The organism is Methylophaga sp. UBA4204 (genome assembly GCF_002379485.1).
Lineage (GTDB): Bacteria > Pseudomonadota > Gammaproteobacteria > Nitrosococcales > Methylophagaceae > Methylophaga.
The window spans coordinates 8,733-27,412 of the sequence record NZ_DFTU01000019.1; the positions used below are offsets into that span (position 1 = coordinate 8,733).

Sequence of the window (18,680 nt, forward strand, 5' to 3'; positions counted from 1 at the left end):
TGGTTCCATTTACTCTGCATCCAGAAAATGTAAATAAGTGCAGCGACAAACAGAAAAGCCATCATATGACCAACGACCAGTCCCACAAAACCGGCCAGACTGAGCACGGTCAGTAAACGCCAATAATCCCATTGCATCAGACGATCCTGCTATTCAGCAGAAAAACGGTAACCGACACCGCGAACGGTTTGTACCAGGTTGTCATGACCGCTGGGTTCCAGCGCCTTACGCAGACGACGAATGTGCACATCCACTGTGCGCTCCTCTATATATACGGTATCGCCCCAGACAAAATCCAGCAGCTGGGAGCGGTTATAGGCTCGCTCTGGGTTTTTCATAAAAAAGTGTAGTAAACGGAATTCGGTCGGTCCCAATTCAATGCGTTCACCATTCACCGAGACCCGGTGGCTTTTGGTATCCATAACCAGTTCACCCATCTGCAATTTCTGGGCATCATCATCTTCCATCGGACGACAACGACGTAAAACCGCTTTAATTCGTGCAATTAATTCAGGTGGGGAAAATGGTTTATTAATATAGTCATCAGCACCGACGCTCAGACCTTTCACCATATCTTCACTTTCGCCTTTGGCGGTGAGCATAATCACGGGAATGGATGCTAAAAACTCATTGGCACGCAGACGGCGGATAAACTCGATGCCATCAATTCCAGGTAACATCCAGTCCAGCAAAATCATGTCTGGTTGTTGATTTTTCAACCAATCCAGCCCCGTTTCGCCATCCTTGACTGCTTCGCAGGTAAATCCCGTTTGACGCAGACTGAAATTAATCATGTCACGAATGGCGGCGTCATCTTCAACCAGTAATACTGATATGCTCATATCCGATTTTTTCCTGAACTATTTTTCTAAGAATAAAGCTTAACGGCTAAATATGACAATTTGATAACAACGCTGAAAGCTTTATACAGTCTGGTCTTTGCGCGGTAACATTTTTGAAATAAAACTGGCGGACAGAATCATTAAGGCAGAAATGACCAGACAGGCTGCTAACCCGGAAACCTGATAGACCCAGCCAGATAATAATGTACCAAACAATCTTCCAGCCGCATTAGCCATGTAATAAAAACCGACATCCAGGGAAACCCCAGCCGCATCTGCATATGACACGATAAGATAGGAATGGATTGCAGAATTGATCGCAAAGATAGCGCCATAAATTAATAAGCCGACAGTTAAAGCAGGTATGACAGCCCATTCAAAATATACCGAGGCGGCAATCAATAACGGCAACACAAAGAGGGGTAAGGACCATAGCCAGACATGATAGCCATCAGGAGCGTTTTGTCTGGAAAAGCCAGTCAGCTTAGGGGCAAGTGCCTGCACAATACCGTAAGCAATTACCCAAGCCGCCAGCAGACCACCGACATAAATAGGTGACCACTGTAATTGGGCATGCAAAAACACCGGTAAGGCCACCACAAACCAGATATCTCGAGAACCAAACAAAAAGAACCTTGCCAACGACAAATGATTCACCGGTGCACTTTTTGACCAGATATCACTGAATTTTGGTTTATTTTTGGCTTTACCCAGATCGCGTTGCAACATGACGATGCTGAAAATCAGCACTACCAGAAGCACAATCGCCATGGCCAGTATCGCGCCACGAAAACCGATCCAGGAAAGCAGGGCCGCACCGACAAAAAAACCAACACCTTTCAGGGCATTTTTGGAGCCGGTAAGGATGGATATCCATTTAAATAAGGTTGATTGGGCGTTATCAGCCACCAGCATTTTGATGCTGGATTTGGCACTCATTTTATTCAAATCTTTGGCAATACCGGAGAGTGCCTGCGCGACCATGACATACGCCACAGTGAGCCACTGCGGATCCACCAGCAGCATTGCCAATGCAATGACCTGTAATAACAAGCCCAGATGCATGGTGACGTTTAACCCTACTCTGGCGGCCAGCCAGCCACCGACCAGGTTTGTCACTATGCCGAAAAATTCATACAGAACAAACAGCATTGCCACTTCAAGCGGGCTGTAGCCCAGTTGATGGAAAAACAATACCACCAGCATGCGTAACGCACCGTCGGAAACGGTAAACGCCCAGTAGCTGAAGGTCACGACCAGATATTGCTGAATCGCAATGGGCAATGCTTTAAGTTTATTCAGCATGTTCAAATCGTCCTGACAAATAAGCTGAAAATAATATGTCAGTTTAATGAAGATTTGATTACAGCATGATGCCTCTAATCATAAAGAAGATGCAGGCTGATAAAGTTGCCGCTGCTGGAACGGTGACCACCCACGCTGTGACGATCTTTTTCACCATATCGCGTTTAACGAACAGGTTTTTCTTTTCTTTTTTGAGGACTTTTTTGGCTTTTTTCAGCGCGGACTCTTCCTCATCAATCAATCGATAAAGCTCGGTAATACGTTGATATTCATCCACGGTTTTGGAGGGTTTTTTCTCCAGTTTTTTCAATTCGCCGCGCAGTGCATTAAGCATCTTTTTATCATCTTTGATTTCGGCTTTTTCGCGATCAATCTGGCGTTCGATTTTATTTGATTCATCCAGCCATTCACGCAGGAACCCAACCCCAAATACCCCACCAATGGCAATATGCGTTGTACTGACCGGCAATCCGAGCTGACTGGCAATGATGACGGTCAAAGCAGCAGCCATAGCGATTGAATAGGCTCGCATCTGATCCAGCTCGGTAATTTCACCACCTACGGTACGAATCAGCCTTGGACCATACAGACCCAAGCCAATGGCAATACCTAAAGCACCCACGGCCATAATCCAAAGCGGAATACCGGCTTTATCGGTGATACCACCTGACATAATGGCGTCATTTATTGCGGCCAGAGGACCGATGGCATTTGCCACGTCATTCGCACCATGAGCAAAACTTAATAAGGCCGCAGCAAAGATTAACGGAATAGTGAATTGTGCATTGACACTGGCACGATCATTTTTCATGTATTGCAGATTACTGGCCAGAGACTTTTTAACGATCCAGAACACCAGCACCCCAATCAGAAAACCAATCAATGCAGCAGCCAAAAAACTGGGGTTGGCTTGCGGAGCTATATCGACAATTGGCAGTCCATTCAGCGTAGTTATGAATTGCCCCCATACCTGCTTAAGCCCTTTGATCACCAGATAAGTGGAAAAAGCCCAGGCCATCACCGAAACATAAATCGGTACCCAACGATAGGAAGCCTGAATTTTGTCGTCGCGAAAAATGATGGTTTTTTTGATAGCCAATAAAAAAGAGGCCGCAATAATGCCTCCCATCAATGGCGAAATAATCCAGGAACTGACAATAGCCCCCATAGTGCCCCAGTCAACAATACCAAAGCCAGCGGCAGCCATACCACCGCCCATTACCCCCCCCACTATTGAGTGAGTAGTTGATACAGGCGCTCCGGCGACGGTTGCCAGATTAAGCCATAAAGCCGCTGCTAATAATGCAGCCATCATGGCCCAGACAAAGGTTTCGGTATCGGTACCAAATTGCTTGATATCAATAATGCCGCCTTTAATAGTCGACACCACTTCGCCACCAGCGATAAAGGCACCGGCTGCCTCAAAAATCATTGCGATCATAATCGCGCCGCCCATAGTCAGCGCCTTGGAGCCGACCGCCGGGCCAACGTTATTGGCTACATCGTTGGCACCGATATTCATCGCCATATAACCACCAAACACGGCGGCAATGGCTAGAAACAGGTTATTGGGAACACCACCGGAGGTAGCAAAACTGTATGCAAGAATGCCAGCGAGGAAAAATAGAGCGAAGCCTATTCGGGCTAATTCGGCATGGCTTTTTTTGTAGGCCTGTTTTTCAAGTTTATGAATGGTTTTGATTTCCACAAGACACCTGTGTTTCGCCAAAAAAGAAGGCAATTATTACAGTTTAAAGACAACATGACATCCTGTTGCACTCACCCGTGTAACGTTCGACTGTTAGAATGGTCTGTAACTGCAATGAATCAGTGGCGATAATGTAATGAAACAATTTTTAATCCTGCTCATGCTGCTCAGCAGTTTTTCCGCACAGGCGCGCCCGAGCCTGTTGGAGAAATTTGGTTTCGACAGTGCAGACTCTCCTCCTGAAGTTGATGAAGCCTTTGACTTTGAAGCGATAGTGACTGATCCCGAAACGATATTGGCAGGCTGGCAGATAATGGAAGGAAATTATCTGTATCAGAATAAAATCCGCTTCGAAATAATCGGGGATGACTCTGTACAGTTGGGCGAATTTACTTTGCCCGGCGGGCATATGAAAAATGATGCATATTTTGGTTTATCCGAGGTGTATACCAGCGATGTGCAAATCAAGCTGCCGCTGATACGTACTCAGTCCGAACCGACCCGCATCACATTAACAGCTCATTATCAGGGCTGCTCTGAAACGTTTGGTATCTGTTACCCCCCTACCCGCAAAACCTTCGATCTGGAGTTACCGGCAATAACCACAGTCAGCAAGACTGCAACCACTGAGACACAAACTTCGGCCCCGACCTCACTGCTATCTTCAACGCCCCTTAGTCAGCAGGATGAAATTTCACAGCGTTTGCAAAATGACAATCTGTTGCAAATTCTGTTTGGTTTTCTGGGGCTCGGCTTATTACTGGCCTTTACCCCCTGCGTTTTCCCAATGATTCCGATTTTGTCCGGTATTATTGTCGGCCAGGGTGAGCATATTACGACCCGCCGGGCGTTTATTCTGTCACTGACTTATGTACTGGCCATGTCCGTTACCTATACCGTGGCAGGGGTTTTAACCGGCTTACTCGGCGGCAATCTCCAGGCTATGCTGCAAAATCCGTGGGTGATATCAGGCTTTGTTGGCATTTTGCTGTTACTGGCGTTATCGATGTTTGGCTTTTATGAATTGCAGTTGCCACATGCTCTGCAACAACGATTGCATCAACTCAGCCACCGTCAGCAGGGCGGTACATTAGCCGGCGTGGCATTGATGGGGCTGCTATCAGGATTAATTGTCGGGCCCTGCCTGGCTCCACCATTAGCAGGTGCCTTATTATTTATCAGTCAGCACGCAGATCCGATGCTGGGAGGTGCGGCATTATTTGCTATGAGTATCGGCATGGGAATTCCGTTACTGATTATTGGCACCTCAGCCGGAACCTTGCTGCCCAAAGCCGGACGCTGGATGGAAAATATCAAGGCTTTTTTCGGTGTGATGCTGCTCGCTTTGGCGATATGGATGCTGGATCGCATTCTGCCGGGTTGGGCCATTCTGTTTATGAGTGGCGCCCTGCTGGTGATGACCGCAGTGTATCTGGGTGCCCTCAACAATCTGCCGATTGAAGCAACTGGCTGGCAAAAATTCTGGAAAGGTCTGGGACTTTTATCACTTATCACGGGTGCATTAATGCTCATCGGCAGTGCCAGCGGCGGACAATCCATTTTGCAGCCTTTGCATAAATTAAGCCTTTCGCCCGGCACAACAGCCCCTCAACCCGCTCTGCAATTTACCTATGTCAACTCACTGGAAGAACTGCAGTCTCAGCTGCAGCAAAGTAATAAGCCGGTGATGCTCGATTTTTATGCCGACTGGTGTACCGATTGCAAAAACATGGAACAAACGACTTTCCGTGATGCCGAGGTCATCAGCACGTTGCAGAATTTTACTTTGCTGAAAGTGGATCTCACAGACAATACTGATGCGCATCAAACCTTGTTAAAATCATTGCGGGTATTTGGTCCACCCAGCATGTTGTTTTTTGACGAAAATGCAGAAGAATCGGCTGAACATCGTCTGGTCGGGCACGTCTCAGCCGCCCAGTTGAACGCTCATCTGGCGGATTTCCAGGCCAGATAATTAAAACTGCAAGAACTTCTCTATTTCGACGAAATTAGCGACAAAAAGCCGGATTTTTAGTTAAAAAGCTGGACAATAAAGCGTTAGCTGGTGCAAAATCTCGGCTTATATTTCCAGTGTTGGTGTGTTGTTATTATGGCGAAATTTCTAGTATTGCATGGCCCCAATCTGAATTTGTTGGGTCAGCGCGAGCCTGAAATTTATGGTGCCACCACGTTAGACGATATCAATACCCGCCTGGCTGAGTTAGCTCAGGCTGATGGCCATCAACTTGATTCACTGCAAAGCAATGCCGAACATGAATTGGTCTCGGCTATACAATCAGCACGTCAGCAATATGATTTTATTTTAATTAATCCCGCAGCTTTTACTCACACCAGCGTAGCCATTCGTGATGCATTAGCTGCGGTCGCAATACCTTTTATAGAAATACATCTTTCCAATGTGCATCGTCGTGAAGCATTCCGGCAACAGTCCTACTTTTCAGATTTGGCTGTTGGCGTGATTTGCGGTCTCGGTGCTCAGGGATATGAATTGGCATTACAAGCTGCCACTAAACAACTCAACCCTTAAGGCTAAATCATGGATATTCGTAAAATAAAAAAATTGATTGATTTGATTCAGGAATCGGATGTTGCTGAAATCGAAATTTCTGAAGGTGAAGAATCTGTTCGTATCAGCCGCGCCAGTTCCGCTTATCCACAACAACAATATTTTGCTGCACCACAACCCGCACCTGCTGCACAGAGCACACCGTCATTTGCCAGTGAAGCGGCAAACACCGCGACGGCAGCAGCGGCAACAAAATCCTCTAACGAAGCCAATGCTGTGCGCTCGCCCATGGTTGGTACCTTTTACGGTTCACCCTCACCCGATGCGGCGGCTTTCGTGGAAGTAGGTCAGCAGGTATCCGCCGGTGATGTGATTTGCATCATCGAAGCGATGAAAATGTTCAATCAGATTGAAGCGGATCGTAGCGGTATTGTTAAAGCCATCCTGGTTGAAGATGGTCACCCGGTTGAGTATGACGAACCATTAATCGTTATCGAATAATTTTGCTGACAGCTTCGGCTGTTATGGCAAACCAAAAACTGCGGATAAAACAACATGATTGATAAAATTGTCATCGCTAATCGTGGCGAGATTGCTTTGCGTATTCTCAGAGCATGCTGGGAATTAGGCATTAAAACGGTTGCTGTTCACTCTGATGTGGATCGTGATTTGAAACATGTATTACTGGCTGATGAAAGTGTCTGCATTGGTCCAGCGGCATCGAACCTCAGCTACCTGAATGTCCCCGCGTTGATCAGTGCCGCCGAGATTACCGATGCAACGGCTATCCATCCCGGATATGGCTTCCTGTCTGAAAATGCAGACTTTGCTGAGCGTGTTGAACAAAGCGGCTTTATTTTTATCGGTCCGCGTTCTGAAACAATTCGGATGATGGGTGACAAGGTTGAAGCCATCAAAGCGATGAAAGCGGCCGGGGTTCCGTGTGTTCCCGGTTCAGACGGCCCGCTGGGTAACGATGATCAGACCAATCTGCGTCTGGCAAGAGAAATTGGTTATCCGATTATCATCAAAGCCGCCGGCGGCGGTGGTGGACGTGGTATGCGTGAAGTGCATAGTGAAGCGCATCTGCTCAATGCTATTTCCCTGACCAAGAGTGAAGCAAAATCTGCCTTCAGTAATGATATGGTTTACATGGAAAAATTCCTGGAAAACCCACGTCATATTGAGTTTCAGGTTCTGGCCGATGAGCATGGCAATGCAGTGCATTTAGGTGAACGGGACTGCTCAATGCAGCGTCGTCATCAGAAAGTCGTCGAAGAAGCACCGGCTCCGGGTATTACCCCTGAAATGCGTGCTCGCATGGGTAAAGTCTGTGCCGATGCCTGTGTCCGCATTGGCTATCGCGGTGCGGGTACCTTTGAATTTCTTTATCAGGACGGTGAGTTCTATTTCATCGAGATGAACACCCGCATTCAGGTAGAGCATCCGGTCACTGAACGGGTCACCGGTATTGATCTGGTTGCCGAACAGATTCGTATTGCTTCTGGCATGCCATTATCATTCAGCCAGGAAGACATCATTATCCGTGGTCATGCCATTGAATGCCGAATTAACGCTGAAGATCCACGTACTTTTATGCCAAGTCCTGGTCTGGTCACCCATTATCATGCTCCGGGCGGTGCGGGTATTCGTATGGATTCACATCTGTACAGTGGCTATAAGGTTCCACCTAATTATGACTCGTTAATAGGCAAACTCATTGCCTATGGTAATACCCGTGAATCAGCCATTGCGCGGATGCGTACTGCATTGAAAGAAATTGGTATTGAAGGCATTAAAACTAACGTTGAACTACAACGTGACATTATGGATGACACGCATTTCCAGACCGGTGGCACCAATATCCACTACCTTGAAAAGAAACTCGGACTTTAAGTCCGTTCGTTATGGCCTGGATCCAACTTATTTTTACCAGCTCACCGAAGCAGGCAGAGTCATTATCTGATGCTCTGTCTGAATGCGGTGCAGCCGCTGTTACCTTTCAGGATAACGCTGATCAACCTATCTATGAACCAGCTATTGGTGAAACCCCTTTATGGTCTGCGACGTCGGTCATCGCCCTGTTTGATGCCGAGACAGACACAGAATCACTGCTGACTGCCCTTCGCTCCCAGATTGGCGAGTTGCCTGACCATCGTATTGAAGCCGTGGAGGATAAAGACTGGGAACGCGAATGGATGGAAAATTTCAAACCCATCTGTTTCGGTGAGAAATTATGGATCGTGCCCAGCTGGCATGAACCGCCACAGCCCAACACCGTCAATATTCTGCTGGATCCGGGACTGGCCTTCGGTACGGGAACGCATCCGACAACGGCTTTATGTCTGCAATGGCTGGATAAAGCCGATTTAACCGGTAAAACCGTAATTGATTATGGTTGTGGCAGTGGCATCCTGGCGATAGCCGCCGCCTTGTTAGGCGCCAATAAAGTGATTGGTGTAGACACTGATCCACAGGCATTGGAAGCAACCCAAGCCAACGCACAACGTAATGGTGTGATCATCGAGACCTACCTGCCACAGCGTTGCCCAACGGTTGAATGTGATTTACTGCTAGCGAATATTCTGGCGGGTCCTTTAATGGAACTGATGCCACGCTTTGTAGAATTAACCCGACCTGACACACAACTGGTGTTATCGGGAATTCTGGATGTGCAGGCCGATACCGTTAGCCAGCATTACCAGACCGAGTTTAAGATGGATAACGCGGTTGTGCTGGAAGAATGGGTGCGTTTGAGTGGAGTTCGTCATGGCTGATAAAGCGCTATCTATCGGTCCTTATACCCTGCCAAATAATCTGTTTCTGGCACCGATGGCCGGGGTCACTGATCGTCCTTTTCGCCAATTGTGTCGAAAACTCGGTGCCGGAATGGCGGTTTCAGAAATGATCACTGCCAATAAAGCGTTATGGGCCAGTAAAAAATCACTGTTACGTGCCAACCATGAAGGTGAACCAGAACCACGCAGCGTACAGATTGCCGGCGCCGATCCACAGATGATGGCTGAAGCTGCACGCCACAATGTGGCAGAAGGCGCACACATCATCGATATAAATATGGGATGCCCGGCGAAAAAAGTCTGTAATGTGATGGCAGGTTCGGCATTGCTGCAACATGAAAAGCTGGTCGGCGAGATTCTGGAAGCTGTAGTGAATGCCGTTGATGTTCCGGTGACATTAAAAATCCGTACCGGCTGGGATCGTGATAATCGTAATGGCGTCAGGATTGCCCGAATTGCCGAAGATGCTGGAATTAAGGCTCTGGCAGTACATGGCCGAACCCGTGCCGATGCCTATAAAGGTGATGCCGAATACGACACCATTGCTGAAATCAAATCCCGTATCGCCATTCCTGTCATTGCCAATGGTGATATCGAATCGCCAGAAAAAGCCTTGTTGGTTTTACAGCAAACCGGTGCTGATGGTTTGATGATTGGTCGGGCTGCCCAAGGCAACCCTTGGATATTCCAGCAGATAAATCATTTTCTGCAAACCGGTGAGAATTTGGCAGAACCCTCTGTAACAGAAGTGCAACAAATCTTGATTTGTCACCTCAACACGCTGTACGATTTCTATGGTGAATATTCCGGTGTGCGCATGGCACGCAAGCACATTGCTTGGTACAGCAAAGGGTTACGCAATGGCAATGCCTTTCGCCAACAAATGAATACACTGGAGAAAGCTGAACAACAGCTGGCTTTTACAGATGCATTTTTTGCGCAACTCGCTGACAAGGATTCACTGGCCGCATGAATAAAGCATTGAACGACGAATTTGCTGACTGTATTGATCTGGGCGTAACCGCGGAACAACAACACGCGCCCTTAAATCAATGTGTCACCAATGCACTGAAAACCTACTTTGAACAACTGGACGGCCACTCCCCTGCTAATTTATATGAAATGCTGATGACCGAGGTTGAAGTACCTCTGTTACAAGCCGCCTTGGCCCATACCCAAGGCAATCAAAGTCGCGCTGCTGAAATTCTGGGCATTAACCGCGGCACGCTACGAAAAAAACTCAAGCAATACGGCTTGTAAACAAGCCTGAATCCCAATCTGGAATCCTGATGAACTCGATTAAACGCGCACTGTTGAGTGTTTCTGACAAAACCGGCATTGTTGAATTTGCCAAACAACTGCAAGATCTGAACGTTGAACTACTCTCCACCGGCGGTACGGCTAAATTACTTAGCGAAGCCGGCCTGAACGTCAAAGAAGTCTCCGAACACACCGGTTTTCCGGAAATGATGGATGGCCGCATTAAAACCCTGCATCCGAAAATTCATGGTGGCCTGCTGGGTCGTCGGGGCAAGGATGACGACATCATGCAGCAACATGACATCGCTCAAATTGATTTGGTAGTCGTAAACTTATATCCGTTTGAAGCCACCGTGGCGCGTGAAGACTGCCCGCTGGAAGACGCTATAGAAAATATTGATATTGGCGGCCCGACCATGTTGCGTGCAGCAGCAAAAAATCATGCTGATGTGACGGTTGTTGTAGATCCGGCTGATTACTCGCGAGTCATTGAACAGATTCAATCGCAGGGTGGAACGGATGATCACACCCGTTTTGATCTGGCACTGAAAACCTTTGAACATACAGCACACTACGATGGTGCGATTGCCAATTATCTTGGCACTATTCAGGCTGATAAAAGCAAAGCCGCATTCCCGCGTACATTTAACAGTCAGTTCCAGCTCAAACAAGCGATGCGTTATGGGGAAAACCCACATCAAAAAGCTGCTTTTTATGTGGAGAAGCAGGCTGAAACCGGTTCAATCGGTGCCGCTACCCAGTTACAGGGCAAGGAATTGTCCTATAACAACATCGCCGATACTGATGCCGCGCTGGAATGTGTCAAAGTCTTTAATGACAAACCAGCCTGCGTCATCGTCAAACATGCCAATCCCTGTGGTGTCGCCACAGCAGATGATTTGCTGACTGCCTATGAGCTGGCCTATCAAACCGATCCGACTTCGGCATTTGGCGGCATTATCGCCTTTAACCGTGAACTGGATGGAAAAACGGCACAAGCCATTATTGATCGTCAGTTTGTTGAAGTGATTATCGCACCTAAAATCAGTGATGCCGCCAAAGCCGTTGTCGCTGGCAAAGCCAATGTGCGTTTGCTGTGCAGTGGTGATTTCCCGACGACTCCTGCCACTGATTTTGATTTCAAACGTGTGACAGGTGGGTTACTGGTTCAGGATCGTGATATCCAGATTGTCAGCGAAGCTGAATTAAAAGTTGTCACTAAACTGCAGCCTACCCAAGAACAACTGGCTGATCTGCTATTTGCGTGGCGTGTAGCCAAATTTGTGAAATCCAATGCGATTGTCTATGCCAAAAATCAGCAGACGGTTGGAATTGGCGCCGGCCAGATGAGCCGTGTGGTTAGCAGTCGCATTGCTGGAATTAAAGCCAATGATGCAGGCTTGACTGTTCCGGGCGCAGTAATGGCATCCGATGCCTTCTTCCCGTTCCGTGATGGTCTTGATGCGGCTGCCGAAGCAGGTATCAGTGCGGTAATCCAACCGGGTGGTTCGATGCGCGATGACGAAGTCATTGCTGCAGCGGATGAGCATGGTATTGCAATGATCTTTACCGGCATGCGGCATTTCCGCCACTAAGTTTGAGTGACTTGTGGATCGCGCCCAGGCTCTACGTGTATTTCAGGCACATAACCGCGCCCGAATCAGCCGTTTAATAGAGCTGGCACCACACAAACAGGCGATGTTCTATCGCCTGTTGCCATTATTATTTCATATCAACCATAAACTGCTGCCGGGGTTTGTCAGTGATGACTGCCCGGCTGGCATTATGGATTACCAACCTGATAGCGAAGCGCTCAACAGTGCTATCAATCTGAATCGAAATTTCAGTCATCGCCGCAAAGCGTTAAGACGTTATGCATTACGCGGTATCTATTTGCTTAATCCTGCAGGACAAATCCGCTATCCAGACCCTGCCAGCTTTGATCTATGGCTGTTGCATCATGCCGCCTTAAAACCTGATCAATTGGCTATTTTGCAAAACAAAGTTGAAGGTATTGTTCAGTGGGCGGCAACACTGGGCATTGAGTTGCGATTTCGATTACTGGATGAAACACAGTGCCAAAACGAGACTATTTCAAGTGCGGAAAGAGAAGCATTTTATTTACAGGGTCTGTGTATTGCCGGCAGCGCCCCGCTTTGGTGGTTAATTACCAGTGAAGAACATCAGACATATTTGCAAATTGCTGAAAGGTTATTGTCGCAAAGAGGCTTAACCCAAATCAGTTTGCTGAATTTTGGTTTTGATCGCTCCCCCCATCCTGAGCACCTGTTTAATCAGGCCTGCCAGATGTTTAGCAAAGCTATTGATGGTGATGTAACAGCATTACTGGATTTAATCTTTATACAGTCTCAATTGAAATTATTTCCTGAGATTGTGCATTTGTCTGACCGCTATAAAGAAAAGGTCGAGCATGGCGAAACCGATAGTCTGCAAGTAGAACCTGCCAGTCTCAAACTGACCGAAATAGAAAGAAACGCAGCGAATGATGTGCAACAACTAGCAAGGCAGGCTTATTATGTTTTGTGTGGAGAACGCTTATCCCAACAGGTAAAACATCCCCAGTTTGCCTGGCGCCGCCATAGCCTGCAAAGCATTTATAAAGACTGGAACTGGTCGGCCGAAATCTTAAAAAAAGAAGATAGCCGTTCAACCTGGGATTATCCCCAACGTCATCAATGGTGGTCGAGTCTTAGCCCAAAACTAAATGGATTCGCATCAGATCTGCAGCAGTTTGCCAGGCAGCATCCGGGCAGCGATGCGAGTCAGCTCAAGGTGCTGGAAAAAGCACTCGCGCTGTCGCTGGATACTACCGAGTCAATTATTGAACAATTACCAGTTGCGCTACAAATGACAGATGGGCCGGAGCAACTTTACCTTTACCGGTTCACTGATCAAATGGAATGGAAACTCAGCTCAATACCGCTTAATGACGCGAAACAGGTTGGCCTGAAACAGCATAAATCGCTGACATATCTTCTGGTGTGGGCCGTTCGCAATCATATTCTGACCACACGTAGCTGGTTAAGAGTGGCAGATCAAAAGCAGCAGATAAACATTAATCTGGTACTTGAACTGACCCAAAACTTGTTGAAATCATCATTACCGTTGCATCAGAGCGTCGTGAGTAAGGAAGTATTTCTGCAACCGGCTAAAGCGGAGCGTTTAATGCTGTTTGCCAATCTGCAAACGACTGGTAATGATATCCAGCAAAGTGGTCCGATACAGATGGCCAGTCTGAACAATGATCCCTTAAGTTATACTTCAAACAGACAGAATCTTGTCAGCAGTCTGGATCTGTTGCTCTATACCAGTTGGGGACAATGGCATCATTACCGTTTTGATGGCAATAATGCGGTCACTGAAGCCCTAAGCCAGGTACTTAAATGGCAGCCAACCGCACAACTGAGCAGCCATATTTCATGCTGGTGCGCCACCGGCTTTTTTGGTCAGGCGATTAATACCCGTTTGCAGCAATTGTTTGACGCCGTATTGACCCATTATCAATATCATCCAAGGCAAGGTCGTTATCTGATGCTGCTGGGAGACCATCTATCTCAGCTGCAATGGCAAGATGATCAACTGCAAATAAAACAGTTTGCAGCAGAAAAAGACCTCAAGCATGCTCTCGCAGAGGAACAAAAACATTACCTGCCGACCCGCGTCGATAGCTATCTGGATAGTGACAATCTGCTTAATTCGATGCTGCTATATCAACAACCGCAGACAGTCAGTTTGTTTGCCTATCGCCTGACAGATACCACAGAGATCTATGTTATTGATGAACTCGGACGTCTGCAGCAATTTGCCTATCCATCATTAACGGAAGCGCAGATCCTTGCCCAGTTGAAACTGTTTATTCGTAATAGCGTGGGTGATGCGGTAGTGCAATGCGATTGTTATCAACTTTTAAGACAGCAACAGCGTTGGCAAATAAATCCGATCCAACCCTCCAGACCAGAGTCAGCCACGTTCTCGGTTATTTGGCAGATTACCGGTGCTCAACTGGCATTAAGCCTGAAGTCACAAACCGTTAAAACCGATCTCGGTGATCCGCAGCTCATTCCGCTTCTGGCTGAATTATTTCAACACTATACGGGTCATAAACCTGCGATTTATTTCATTGATAAATTACAGTTTGTGCCTAAGGCACCTTATTCGAGTCTGTTTTTCCTGAACCGCAAATACGAATTAGAGCAGCAGTTTAATCAGGTAAAGCTTTAGATTTCGCCGCAGCTCTTTTATGATGTGGAACCTGACTCATTACAAAGAATACGTATGATTAAAGTAGGAATTGTTGGTGGCACGGGATATACCGGTGTTGAACTGCTTCGTTTATTAGCCATTCATCCCGAGGTCTCTTTGGAGATCATCACTTCACGCAGCGAAGCGGGTATGCCGGTGAGTGATTTGTATCCTAACCTTCGCGGCCATGTTGATTTGTGCTTTACCGTTCCTGATGACGATGCATTAGCAGCCTGTGATGTGGTTTTCTTTGCCACCCCTCATACCGTTGCTATGGCCAGTGTGCCATCGTTAATCGATCGTGGCGTTAGAGTGATTGATTTATCAGCTGACTTTCGACTGAAGGATATCCCGTTGTGGGAGAAATGGTATAACACTCCCCATACCTGCCCACATTTAGCAGAACTGGCCGTCTATGGATTGCCAGAGCTCAATCGTGAAGCCATTCGCGAAGCACAGTTAGTGGCTGTTGCCGGGTGTTATCCGACTGCTGTGCAGTTAGGCTATATGCCTTTACTGGAAGCAGGCCTGATTGATCCACAACATTTGATTGCTGATGCGAAATCAGGTGTCAGCGGTGCCGGACGCAAAGCCAGTTTTGGCACTATGCTGACTGAAGCCAGCGAGAATATGAAGGCCTATGCCGTTGCCGGTCATCGTCATTTACCTGAAATACGTCAGGGTCTGAATCAGATTCATGGCACTGAAGTGGGTCTGACGTTTGTACCTCATCTCACACCGATGATTCGTGGTATCCATGCCACTTTGTATAGCCAGCTACTCAAATCAACTGATCTACAAAGCTTATTTGAGCAACGTTTTGCTGATGAACCCTTTGTTGATGTAATGCCCGCAGGTTCTCATCCTGAAACCAGGAGTGTACGCGGTGCCAATGTTTGCAGAATAGCCGTACATCAACCTGAAAATGCTGATACTGTTGTGGTGTTATCAGTTATTGATAATCTGGTTAAAGGCGCATCAGGACAGGCGATACAAAATATGAATATCATGTTCGGTCTTGATGAGCGTCTTGGCATTAACCACATAGCAACTCTACCCTGATGAGCTCACCTCTCGATAGTTACGTTATAAAACCAAAGCGCCCGCTGCGCTTTGTTGTCTGGTTAATAATAGCTATCGTTATCAGTGGACTTCTCCAGTGGTACTGGTTTAATCGTGACAGCGGCAATACAGCCCAGCTGATCGAGCAAAATCAGCAAATGAAGGAACAGATTGCTGCAATGAAAACCGAGCTGATACAACAGTCGGAGCTGCTGCAAAACCAGGAACAAGTTCAGGCCATGCATCAGGCAACAGCCCAGCAATTACAGAATCGATTGCAACAACTGCAAAAGAAAGTAATTGAGTTAAATAAAGAATTGCTTTTTTATCAAAATATTACCCAGGGTAACAGTACCAGTGAACTGCAAATCCGCGATTTGCAGTTACGGCCAGAAACCGAGAACTCAGATCAGGTTCGCTATCGGCTGGTCATTACCCAGGGTAAAAATATCAGCGAACCGATTACCGGTGAGGTGATTATCCGATTGCAAAATACTGAAGGTGAAGGCGACGAAGCCAAAGCGATCGATCTCAACATCACCGAGCATCCACTTAATCTGCGTCATGTTCAGGTTATTGAGGGTGTCTTCAACCTTGGTGAATTGTCAGATCCTGAACAAATCAGCGTCAGTTTGCGCCAGAAAGACAAAATACTAATTTCACGCAGCTTTGATTGGCAAACAGAAACACCCGTCGGGCAATGAGGTAATTCATGTTCAGCAGCAAAAAAAATAAACGGCGTAAGGCCGCCCGTATTGACACATTAATTGGTGAGAACACCCATTTTAAAGGCGATATTCACTTTAGCGGTGGCTTACGAATAGATGGTGTAATCACTGGTAATATTACTGCTGATGAAGGTGAGCCCGCATTATTAACGCTGAGTGAAAAAGGCCGCATAGAAGGCGAAGTCCGGGTGCCATTTCAAATTATCAATGGTGATGTCAAAGGCAATTTATATGCAGTTGAACAAATTGAACTGGCTAATAAAGCACGTATCAATGGCAATGTTTTTTATAAGTTGCTGGAAGTGGCAGTTGGCAGTGAAGTCAACGGACAATTGATTCATGTCGGCGAAGCGGAAGAAACCGACTTGAGCCTTGAACATTCCCAAACTGATCCCAATTTAAATCTTGAACAACAGACCTAGGGGCTGTTGATATTCTAGAGCCGCTTCTGTTTTGACTGAAAAACGGCCTCAATAATTGGTAGCGCTTAAAGATAAAGAGACCCTAATACTTGACTATTTTAGTCAGAATTGGATAATAAATGAACAATCTTAGATATCAACGGAGTAAATCATGACGAGCGAAATGCCAAGTCCAGTTCTATTCACCGATTCGGCTGCGTCAAAAGTCAGCGAACTCATTGCCGAAGAAGGTAATGATCAATTAAAACTGCGCGTATTTATCACTGGCGGTGGTTGCTCCGGGTTTCAATATGGTTTTACATTTGAAGAAGAAGTCAGTGAAGGTGATACCGAAGTCGAAAAATCCGGTGTGACTTTGCTTATTGATCCGGCCAGCTATCAATACCTTGTAGGCGCGGAAATTGATTACACTGATGGTGTTGAAGGTTCGCAATTTGTGATTCGTAATCCAAATGCGACCACTACATGTGGTTGCGGATCATCATTTTCTCCATAATCTGCCTTCCAAAGAGCACCATTAAACCGCTATATTGGTAGATGATATAGCGGTTTTTTATTGCCCTTAATTTGACTGGCATAATTTATTCGCACGAGATAAGGGAAGCACTACGATGATATCCAAGTGGCGATGGTTGCTGTCTCAACTGACCCGAACCTTATGGATTCGTGCTGCTTTGTTTGCTGTGCTTGCTGTCGTGACAGCGCTGATCGCCATTCCTGCCCAGAGTATTATCAATAGCCCTCTGCCACTTAATATTGGTGCCGATGCAGTTGGTCAGATCCTGAATATTCTCGCTTCCAGCATGTTGGCGGTAACCAACTTTTCCCTAAGCGTTATGGTGGCAGCTTATTCTGCAGCCAGTAATGGTGCGACTCCCCGAGCCACTAAACTGGTTCAACAAGACACCACGACACAAAATGTACTGGCAACATTCATTGGTTCCTTCCTTTTCAGTTTGGTTGGAATTATCGCCTTAAGTACGGACATATATAATGATAATGGCAGGCTGATTCTGTTTTCCGTTACGATTGGTGTCATTATCCTAATAGTGGTGACCATATTGCGCTGGATAGAGCATTTGTCGCAATTAGGCCGTCTTGGGGAAACCTCTGGTAGAGTAGAAAAATCGGCATTGGAGACTATTCGGCAAAGAGTTGAACATCCGACGTTAGGTGGACGCAGACTTGAAAACAAAGATAAAATTCCAGAGGATACCACCACGATATTTTGCGATATTATCGGTTATGTAAGACATATTGATGTTGGGGCTCTTCAGCAATGTGCCAAATATCATGATGCCGAAATTGGTGTGATGGTTCTTCCAGGTGAATTTGTGCATCCAGCTAAACCCAAAGCCTGGTTTAAAGGTAAGTACTCTGAAGAGGCCAAGTCGGCAATAGTTGCATCAATAACCTTGGGCGATGAACGATCTTTTTCTCAGGATCCCAGATTTGGTCTAATGGTATTAGCCGAAATAGCTTCTCGGGCGCTCTCACCAGCAGTCAATGATCACGGTACTGCAATTGATATTCTGAACCGATCCATTCGTATTCTGATTCATTGGAAAGACTATAAAATTGATGAAATTGAAGACAAACTGCTTTATCCAAATGTCTGGATTCCTGAACTGAACCTTGGGGATTTGTTTGATGATATATTTTTGCCCATCGGTCGAGATGGCGCCGGAATGATCGAAGTTCAACTTCGTTTACAGATAGTGCTTGCAGCATTAGCTGATAATTCACCCGCCGTTTTTGGATCAGA

Annotated in this window: 17 protein-coding genes; 14 read left to right on the forward strand and 3 right to left on the reverse strand. The window is 46.6% G+C overall.

Annotated features, from left to right (window positions below; all coding sequences use genetic code 11):
- Positions 1 to 149 precede the first annotated feature (149 nt).
- From phoB to B3182_RS02425, 3 genes are all read right to left on the reverse strand, one after another.
- Complete coding sequence (phoB, locus tag B3182_RS02415; RefSeq protein WP_292358348.1) at positions 150 to 842, reverse strand: phosphate regulon transcriptional regulator PhoB; 693 nt, start codon at positions 840 to 842, stop codon at positions 150 to 152.
- An 81-nt stretch (positions 843 to 923) separates the two neighbouring features.
- Complete coding sequence (gene arsJ, locus B3182_RS02420) at positions 924 to 2,147, reverse strand: organoarsenical effux MFS transporter ArsJ (protein ID WP_292358349.1); 1,224 nt, start codon at positions 2,145 to 2,147, stop codon at positions 924 to 926.
- A 58-nt stretch (positions 2,148 to 2,205) separates the two neighbouring features.
- Positions 2,206 to 3,855, reverse strand: coding sequence for an inorganic phosphate transporter (locus B3182_RS02425; protein WP_292358351.1), 1,650 nt, complete (start codon positions 3,853 to 3,855; stop codon positions 2,206 to 2,208).
- Positions 3,856 to 3,991: 136 nt separating this feature from the next.
- On the opposite strand from B3182_RS02425, the gene dsbD reads away from it, so the two are divergent.
- The 14 genes from dsbD to B3182_RS02495 form a co-directional block, all read left to right on the forward strand.
- The gene (gene dsbD, locus B3182_RS02430) at positions 3,992 to 5,830 is read left to right on the forward strand and encodes a protein-disulfide reductase DsbD (RefSeq protein ID WP_292358352.1); all 1,839 of its coding nucleotides are present in this window, start codon (positions 3,992 to 3,994) and stop codon (positions 5,828 to 5,830) included.
- A 135-nt stretch (positions 5,831 to 5,965) separates the two neighbouring features.
- Complete coding sequence (aroQ, locus tag B3182_RS02435; RefSeq protein WP_292358353.1) at positions 5,966 to 6,403, forward strand: type II 3-dehydroquinate dehydratase; 438 nt, start codon at positions 5,966 to 5,968, stop codon at positions 6,401 to 6,403.
- Between the two features lie 9 nt (positions 6,404 to 6,412).
- Positions 6,413 to 6,883, forward strand: a complete 471-nt coding sequence (gene accB, locus B3182_RS02440) for an acetyl-CoA carboxylase biotin carboxyl carrier protein (protein ID WP_292358355.1) — start codon at positions 6,413 to 6,415, stop codon at positions 6,881 to 6,883.
- Positions 6,884 to 6,937: 54 nt separating this feature from the next.
- Positions 6,938 to 8,278 carry an acetyl-CoA carboxylase biotin carboxylase subunit gene (gene accC / locus B3182_RS02445; protein ID WP_292358356.1) on the forward strand — a complete coding sequence of 447 codons (1,341 nt, stop codon included), beginning with the start codon at positions 6,938 to 6,940 and terminating at the stop codon, positions 8,276 to 8,278.
- A gap of 11 nt (positions 8,279 to 8,289) precedes the next feature.
- Entirely contained in the window at positions 8,290 to 9,159 is an 870-nt protein-coding gene (gene prmA, locus B3182_RS02450) for a 50S ribosomal protein L11 methyltransferase (RefSeq protein ID WP_292358357.1), read from the forward strand.
- Positions 9,152 to 10,153: a tRNA dihydrouridine synthase DusB gene (gene dusB, locus B3182_RS02455; RefSeq protein WP_292358359.1), complete on the forward strand. Its 1,002-nt coding sequence runs from the start codon at positions 9,152 to 9,154 to the stop codon at positions 10,151 to 10,153. The genes prmA and dusB overlap by 8 nt, the downstream gene beginning before the upstream one ends.
- Positions 10,150 to 10,440, forward strand: coding sequence for a DNA-binding transcriptional regulator Fis (gene fis / locus B3182_RS02460; protein WP_292358361.1), 291 nt, complete (start codon positions 10,150 to 10,152; stop codon positions 10,438 to 10,440). Before dusB ends, fis begins: the two co-directional genes overlap by 4 nt.
- Before the next feature lie 29 nt (positions 10,441 to 10,469).
- Positions 10,470 to 12,035, forward strand: coding sequence for a bifunctional phosphoribosylaminoimidazolecarboxamide formyltransferase/IMP cyclohydrolase (purH, locus tag B3182_RS02465; RefSeq protein ID WP_292358363.1), 1,566 nt, complete (start codon positions 10,470 to 10,472; stop codon positions 12,033 to 12,035).
- 13 nt (positions 12,036 to 12,048) lie between these two features.
- Positions 12,049 to 14,682, forward strand: coding sequence for a class I adenylate cyclase (locus B3182_RS02470; RefSeq protein WP_292358364.1), 2,634 nt, complete (start codon positions 12,049 to 12,051; stop codon positions 14,680 to 14,682).
- A 54-nt stretch (positions 14,683 to 14,736) separates the two neighbouring features.
- Positions 14,737 to 15,765, forward strand: coding sequence for an N-acetyl-gamma-glutamyl-phosphate reductase (argC, locus tag B3182_RS02475; RefSeq protein WP_292358366.1), 1,029 nt, complete (start codon positions 14,737 to 14,739; stop codon positions 15,763 to 15,765).
- Complete coding sequence (locus B3182_RS02480; protein WP_292358368.1) at positions 15,765 to 16,469, forward strand: DUF6776 family protein; 705 nt, start codon at positions 15,765 to 15,767, stop codon at positions 16,467 to 16,469. Before argC ends, B3182_RS02480 begins: the two co-directional genes overlap by 1 nt.
- Positions 16,470 to 16,477: 8 nt before the next feature.
- Positions 16,478 to 16,915 carry a bactofilin family protein gene (locus B3182_RS02485; RefSeq protein ID WP_292358370.1) on the forward strand — a complete coding sequence of 146 codons (438 nt, stop codon included), beginning with the start codon at positions 16,478 to 16,480 and terminating at the stop codon, positions 16,913 to 16,915.
- 151 nt (positions 16,916 to 17,066) lie between these two features.
- Positions 17,067 to 17,411: an iron-sulfur cluster insertion protein ErpA gene (erpA, locus tag B3182_RS02490; RefSeq protein WP_292358372.1), complete on the forward strand. Its 345-nt coding sequence runs from the start codon at positions 17,067 to 17,069 to the stop codon at positions 17,409 to 17,411.
- 115 nt (positions 17,412 to 17,526) lie between these two features.
- Positions 17,527 to 18,680: DUF2254 domain-containing protein (locus B3182_RS02495; RefSeq protein WP_292751397.1), on the forward strand; the 1,154-nt coding region annotated here is incomplete at its 3' end.

Excerpts from the sequence above, each read along its gene's own strand:
- phoB (WP_292358348.1), bottom strand. The coding sequence starts at position 842 with ATGAGCATATCAGTATTACTGGTTGAAGATGACGCCGCCATTCGTGAC.
- arsJ (WP_292358349.1), bottom strand. The coding sequence starts at position 2,147 with ATGCTGAATAAACTTAAAGCATTGCCCATTGCGATTCAGCAATATCTG.
- dsbD (WP_292358352.1), top strand. The coding sequence starts at position 3,992 with ATGAAACAATTTTTAATCCTGCTCATGCTGCTCAGCAGTTTTTCCGCA.
- aroQ (WP_292358353.1), top strand. The coding sequence starts at position 5,966 with ATGGCGAAATTTCTAGTATTGCATGGCCCCAATCTGAATTTGTTGGGT.
- accB (WP_292358355.1), top strand. The coding sequence starts at position 6,413 with ATGGATATTCGTAAAATAAAAAAATTGATTGATTTGATTCAGGAATCG.
- accC (WP_292358356.1), top strand. The coding sequence starts at position 6,938 with ATGATTGATAAAATTGTCATCGCTAATCGTGGCGAGATTGCTTTGCGT.
- prmA (WP_292358357.1), top strand. The coding sequence starts at position 8,290 with ATGGCCTGGATCCAACTTATTTTTACCAGCTCACCGAAGCAGGCAGAG.
- dusB (WP_292358359.1), top strand. The coding sequence starts at position 9,152 with ATGGCTGATAAAGCGCTATCTATCGGTCCTTATACCCTGCCAAATAAT.
- fis (WP_292358361.1), top strand. The coding sequence starts at position 10,150 with ATGAATAAAGCATTGAACGACGAATTTGCTGACTGTATTGATCTGGGC.
- purH (WP_292358363.1), top strand. The coding sequence starts at position 10,470 with ATGAACTCGATTAAACGCGCACTGTTGAGTGTTTCTGACAAAACCGGC.
- argC (WP_292358366.1), top strand. The coding sequence starts at position 14,737 with ATGATTAAAGTAGGAATTGTTGGTGGCACGGGATATACCGGTGTTGAA.
- B3182_RS02480 (WP_292358368.1), top strand. The coding sequence starts at position 15,765 with ATGAGCTCACCTCTCGATAGTTACGTTATAAAACCAAAGCGCCCGCTG.
- B3182_RS02485 (WP_292358370.1), top strand. The coding sequence starts at position 16,478 with ATGTTCAGCAGCAAAAAAAATAAACGGCGTAAGGCCGCCCGTATTGAC.
- erpA (WP_292358372.1), top strand. The coding sequence starts at position 17,067 with ATGACGAGCGAAATGCCAAGTCCAGTTCTATTCACCGATTCGGCTGCG.